We start from the raw sequence: 5,357 nt of genomic DNA on the forward strand, positions 1-5,357 counted from the left end.
CTACGAGAAGACCGCAACCATCTACCTGGCCGGACTCCACATCGCAGGCATCTTCCTCTGGTCAGCCAGATGATCCAAACGAAACTGCCTAGGCGTCCCAGGACCGGATGCGCTTGGCCAGGGACGCGGCCGCCGCTCCCGGGTCGTCCGCCTCGGTGATCGCGCGGACCACGACGACCCGCCGGGCACCGGCCCGCAGCACCTCGTCCAGATTCCCGGCGTCGATCCCGCCGATCGCGAACCAGGGGCGCTCGGGGGCGCGGGCGGCGGTGTAGCGGACCAGGTCGAGGCCGGGGGCGTGGCGGCCCGGCTTGGTGGGCGTGGGCCAGCAGGGGCCCGTGCAGAAGTAGTCCACCCCGTCCTCGGTCAGCGCGGCGTCCACCTCCGGCTCGGCGTGGGTGGAGCGGCCTATGAGGACGTCCTGGCCGAGCAGGGCGCGGGCGGCCGGGACGGGCAGATCGCCCTGGCCGAGGTGCAGCACCTGGCTGCCGGCCGCGTGCGCGACATCCGCCCGGTCGTTGACCGCGAGCAGTGTGCCGTGCCGCCGGCAGGCGTCCGCGAAGACCTCCAGATGCCGGAGCTCCTCGCCGGCCTCCATGCCCTTGTCGCGCAGCTGGACGATGTCCACGCCCGAGGAGAGCACCGCGTCCAGGAACTGCGGGAGGTCGCCCTGCCGCTTCCGGGCGTCCGTGCAGAGGTAGAGCCGGGCGTCGGCCAGGGCCTGTCGTGCGGTGGTCATCGGGCGGCTTCCCCCCAGGTCGGGGGCGTACGGGCCGGGCCTTCCGGCACGTACGCCCCTCGGGTGCGGTTACGGATGCGGGTGCGGCGGCCTCAGGGGAGCGCGCCGCGCCGGGCGGGTCAGACGGCGAGCGCCTGGGCCCGGCGCTTCACCTCCGTACCGCGATTCTCGCGCAGCGCCTGGGCGGGCGTGCCGGGCAGGCTCTCATCCGGGGTGAACAGCCACTCCAGCATCTCCGCGTCGGTGAAGCCGTCGTCCTTGAGGAGGGTGAGGGTACCGACGAGGCCCTTGACCACCTTGTCGTCCTGGATGAAATCGGCGGGCACGTGCAGCGCCCTGTTCTCGCCGCGGCGCACCGCGATCAGCTGGCCCTCCTTGACCAGCTGCCGGACACGCGTCACCTCGACGCCGAGCTGTTCGGCGATGTCGGGGAGGGTGAGCCAGGCGGGGACGAGTCCATCGATGTTTGCGTCAATCTCGGTCACAGGACAAGCCTGCCACCTCGCACTGACAGCCGGTAGCCGGGCATCGCCATCAGGGGCTTCCTGCACACCGGAGGGTGACGGCGGCCGCCCGGCAACCGGCGGCCCGGTGTCCGCTACACGGCCGCGGCCTTCAGCGGTACGGACGCGTTCGCCGCCCGCTCCCGGTCCAGTGCGACGCCCCGCTCGATCAGCTTGCGCCCCTGGGCGAGGTCCCGCGGCCGCCCGACGGCCAGCAGCGCGACGAGCCGTCCCTCCCGCAGCCAGATCACCGACCAGGCGGCCCCGGCCGGGTCGCCGCGCCAGACCAGTTCGTCGGCGTTCCCGTGATGGCCCGCGTACTGCACGAAGCGGCCGAACTGCTCCGACCAGAAGTACGGGACGGGGTCGTAGACCAGCCCTTCGGCGTCGCCGCGGGCGATGTTCTCGGCGACCGTACGGGGGCCCTGGAGGGCGTTGTCCCAGTGGTGGATCAGCAGGCGGGTGGCGTAGCGGGCGGACGGGAAGGAGGCGCAGTCGCCGACCGCGTAGACGTCGGGGACGGAGGTGCGCAGCCGGTCGTCGGTGAGGACGGAGCCGTCCTGCGGGGAGACCTCGACGCCGGAGCCGGCCAGCCATGCGGTCGCGGGGCGGGCACCGATGCCGATGACCACCGCGTCGGCGGGCAGCGTCGCGCCGTCCGCGAGGGTGACCGCGCCGGCGGTGACGGACGCGACCCGGGCGCCGGTGCGCAGCTCGGCCCCGGCGTCCGTGTACCAGCCGGTCATGTGGGCGGCCACCTCGGCGGGCAGCGCACCGGCCAGCGGGCGGTCGGCGGCCTCGACGACGGTGACCGCGCAGCCCGCCTCGCGGGCGGCGGTCGCGAACTCGGCGCCGATCCAGCCGGCCCCGACGACCACGATCTCGTGCTGGGCGGCGAGCACCGGGCGCAGCCGTTCGGCGTCGTCGAGGGTGCGCAGCAGATGGACGCCGGGCATGCCCTCACTGCCGGGCAGCACGATCGGGTCGGCACCGGTGGCGATGACCGCGTAGTCGTAGGGGACCGGCCCCTCGGCCGTCTCGACGAGGTGGGCGTCCGGTACCAGGCCGGTGACCGGGCGGCCCAGGTGGAGGTCGATGTCGAGCCCGGCGAAGTCGATGTCGAAGGCGGCGCCCTCGGCCTTGCCCAGCAGGAGGGCCTTGGACAGCGGCGGGCGGTCGTAGGGCTGGTGCGGCTCGTCACCGAGGAGCGTGATCGCGCCGCGCCAGCCCTGTTCGCGCAGGGCGACCGCGGTCTGCACACCCGCGATTCCGGCGCCGACGATCACGACGCGCGGCGTGTGGTCAGGGGCCTGGGAGGACTTGCTCTGCTCGCTCACCCGATCACTCTAGGACGGCCCGTGACGCCGCCCGCAGCAGCACGCAAGGAGATCTCTGACACACCGTCACCGCCGCGGGACCCGGAGTACGGGCCCCCGGGGCCGGAGGACGGTCCCTTACGGCCCGTCGCGGCACCGTACTAGGGTGACGGTTACACGCACTCGCGGGAGCCCGGACGCACCGGGCTGAGAGGGAGGCTGGCCGGCCTCCGACCGTACGAACCTGATCCGGGTCATGCCGGCGAAGGGAGGGGCTGAACTCTCATGCACGCATCTGCCACACCGACGGGACCGGCCGCGCCGCGTCCTGATGTGCTCGTCCTCGGCGGCGGCGTCATCGGCCTGGTCACCGCCTGGCGGGCGGCCGGCCGCGGGCTCACCGTCGCGCTGGCCGACCCCGCGCCCGGCGGCGGCGCGGCCCGGGTCGCGGCCGGGATGCTGGCCGCGGTCACCGAGCTCCACTACGGCGAGCAGACCCTGCTGGGCCTCAATCTCGCCTCGGCGCAGCGCTACCCCCGCTTCACCCAGGAGCTGGAGGAGGCCACCGGGCAGCGGATCGGCTACCGGCGCTGCGGCACCCTGGCCGTCGCGCTGGACGCCGACGACCGTGCCCACCTGCGCGAGCTGCACGCCCTGCAGACCCGCTCCGGGCTGGACTCCCAGTGGCTCACCGGCCGCGAGTGCCGCCGCCTGGAGCCGATGCTGGCTCCCGGGGTGCGCGGCGGGCTGCGGGTGGACGGCGACCACCAGGTCGATCCGCGGCGGCTGGTGAGCGCCCTGCTGACCGCCTGTGAGCGCGCCGGAGTGGCGTTCCACCGGAGCGCGGCGGTGCGGCTGACGGTCGGCGGCGGGCGCGCCACGGGGGCCGAACTCGCCGACGGCACACGGCTGTCGGCCGGCCAGGTCGTCCTGGCCACCGGCAGCCACAGCGGCCGGCTCGCCGGGGTCCCCGACGAGGTGCTGCCGCCGGTGCGGCCGGTCAAGGGCCAGGTGCTGCGGCTGCGGCTGCCACGGGTGCCCGCCGGCAGTCCCGCCTTCCTGTCGCGCACCGTACGGGCCGTGGTGCGCGGCGGGCCCCTCTACCTGGTGCCGCGGGAGAACGGCGAGCTGGTCGTCGGCGCCACCAGCGAGGAGCTGGGCTGGGACACCACGGTGACCGCGGGCGGGGTCTACGAGCTGCTGCGGGACGCCCATGAGCTGGTCCCGGGCATCACCGAGCTGGCGCTGACCGAGACCTGCGCCGGGCTGCGCCCCACCTCCCCCGACAACGCGCCGCTCCTGGGGCCGACCGCCCTGCCCGGCCTCCACCTGGCCACCGGCCACCACCGCAACGGTGTGCTGCTGACGCCGGTCACCGGTGACGCGATGGCCGAGGCGCTGGCCACCGGGAGCCTCCCCGAAGAGGCCCGCCCCTTCTCCCCCGCGCGCTTCTCCCCCGCCACGACGGGGCCGGAGCGCACCCGCGCCCCCGAGGAGCAGCCCGTATGAGCAAGCGAACCGTGACCAGGCGCGCGGGTGGCGACGGCGCACCCGCCGAACGAAGCGAGGCCGGCGCATGAGCGCGTCCACCGTGTCCGTGTCCGTCAACGGCGAGACCCGGGAGATCCCCGGCGGACTCACCCTCGACCGGCTCGTCGCGACCCTGTCCCAGGCACCCGCCGGGGTGGCCGCGGCGGTCAACGAAACCGTGGTGCCGCGCACCCAGTGGCCCACCACCCCGCTCGGCGACGGCGACCGCGTCGAGGTGCTCACCGCGGTCCAGGGAGGCTGATCCGCAGACATGACCGACGATCCGTTCACCCTCGCCGGCACCACCTTCGCGTCCCGGCTGATCATGGGGACCGGCGGCGCGCCCAGCCTCGACGTGATGGAGCGGGCGCTGCTCGCCTCCGGTACGGAGCTGACCACGGTCGCCATGCGGCGGCTGGACCCGACCGTGCAGGGCTCGGTGCTGTCCGTACTGGAACGCCACAAGATCCAGGTGCTGCCGAACACCGCGGGCTGCTTCACCGCCGGTGAGGCGGTGCTCACCGCCCGGCTCGCCCGCGAGGCGCTCGGCACGGACTGGGTCAAGCTGGAGGTCGTCGCCGACGAGCGGACCCTGCTGCCCGACCCCATCGAGCTCCTCGACGCCGCCGAGACCCTCGTGGACGACGGCTTCACCGTGCTGCCCTACACGAACGACGACCCGGTGCTGGCCCGCAAGCTGGAGGACGTGGGCTGCGCCGCGATCATGCCCCTGGGCTCGCCGATCGGCTCCGGCCTGGGCATCCGCAACCCGCACAACTTCCAGCTGATCACCGAACGGGCCACCGTCCCCGTCATCCTCGACGCGGGCGCCGGCACGGCCTCGGACGCCGCCCTCGCCATGGAACTGGGCTGCGCCGCGGTGATGCTGGCCTCCGCGGTGACCCGGGCCCAGGAGCCGGAGCTGATGGCGACGGCCATGCGAAGCGCCGTGGCGGCGGGCCGGCTGGCGCGGCGGGCCGGCCGAATCCCCCGTCGCCATTTCGCTGTGGCGTCCTCGCCGGCTGAAGGTGTGGCCGCGTTTGACCCTGAGCGGCCGGCTTTTTAGCCCCCCACGTTTTCGGCTTTCCCGCCGTGGTGGTTTCGCGCCGTTGCGGGTCCGCTGCGCGGGGCTTGGGCGCGGGTGATGCTTGTCAGTTCCCGCCGTTGCGCCTGCGGCGGGCCGGTCCGCTGCGCGGGGCTGTCGGGTGCGGTGACGGGCCTGCGCGGGTGGGGTGTGCCGGACTGCTTCGCTTTACGTCCGGCACACCC

The 5,357-nt window shown here is 74.4% G+C and carries 6 protein-coding genes and 1 riboswitch; of the genes, 3 read left to right on the forward strand and 3 right to left on the reverse strand.

The window, feature by feature from the left end:
* Positions 1 to 88: 88 nt before the first annotated feature.
* The 3 genes from thiE to ACWC9R_RS36795 all read right to left on the reverse strand — a co-directional run bounded on the left by thiE (position 89) and on the right by ACWC9R_RS36795 (position 2,579).
* Positions 89 to 739, reverse strand: a complete 651-nt coding sequence (gene thiE / locus ACWC9R_RS36785; protein ID WP_450738207.1) for a thiamine phosphate synthase — start codon at positions 737 to 739, stop codon at positions 89 to 91.
* A gap of 119 nt (positions 740 to 858) precedes the next feature.
* Complete coding sequence (locus tag ACWC9R_RS36790) at positions 859 to 1,224, reverse strand: Rv2175c family DNA-binding protein (RefSeq protein WP_362601492.1); 366 nt, start codon at positions 1,222 to 1,224, stop codon at positions 859 to 861.
* 113 nt (positions 1,225 to 1,337) lie between these two features.
* On the reverse strand, positions 1,338 to 2,579 hold the full coding sequence (locus tag ACWC9R_RS36795) for an NAD(P)/FAD-dependent oxidoreductase (RefSeq protein ID WP_450738209.1): 1,242 nt from the start codon (positions 2,577 to 2,579) through the stop codon (positions 1,338 to 1,340).
* Between the two features lie 154 nt (positions 2,580 to 2,733).
* Positions 2,734 to 2,846: riboswitch (TPP riboswitch) on the forward strand.
* Between ACWC9R_RS36795 and thiO the strand changes: the two genes are divergently transcribed.
* The 3 genes from thiO to ACWC9R_RS36810 all read left to right on the forward strand — a co-directional run bounded on the left by thiO (position 2,844) and on the right by ACWC9R_RS36810 (position 5,154).
* Entirely contained in the window at positions 2,844 to 4,067 is a 1,224-nt protein-coding gene (gene thiO, locus ACWC9R_RS36800) for a glycine oxidase ThiO (RefSeq protein WP_450738210.1), read from the forward strand. (Overlaps the previous riboswitch by 3 nt.)
* Before the next feature lie 67 nt (positions 4,068 to 4,134).
* A complete protein-coding gene (gene thiS, locus ACWC9R_RS36805; protein WP_450738212.1) occupies positions 4,135 to 4,350 on the forward strand; it encodes a sulfur carrier protein ThiS in 216 nt (71 codons plus the stop codon).
* Between the two features lie 9 nt (positions 4,351 to 4,359).
* The gene (locus ACWC9R_RS36810) at positions 4,360 to 5,154 is read left to right on the forward strand and encodes a thiazole synthase (RefSeq protein ID WP_450738213.1); all 795 of its coding nucleotides are present in this window, start codon (positions 4,360 to 4,362) and stop codon (positions 5,152 to 5,154) included.
* Positions 5,155 to 5,357 lie beyond the last annotated feature (203 nt).

It is taken from the genome of Streptomyces sp. NPDC001219 (genome assembly GCF_053597915.1).

Excerpts from the sequence above, each read along its gene's own strand:
- thiE (WP_450738207.1), bottom strand. The coding sequence starts at position 739 with ATGACCACCGCACGACAGGCCCTGGCCGACGCCCGGCTCTACCTCTGC.
- thiO (WP_450738210.1), top strand. The coding sequence starts at position 2,844 with ATGCACGCATCTGCCACACCGACGGGACCGGCCGCGCCGCGTCCTGAT.
- thiS (WP_450738212.1), top strand. The coding sequence starts at position 4,135 with ATGAGCGCGTCCACCGTGTCCGTGTCCGTCAACGGCGAGACCCGGGAG.
- ACWC9R_RS36810 (WP_450738213.1), top strand. The coding sequence starts at position 4,360 with ATGACCGACGATCCGTTCACCCTCGCCGGCACCACCTTCGCGTCCCGG.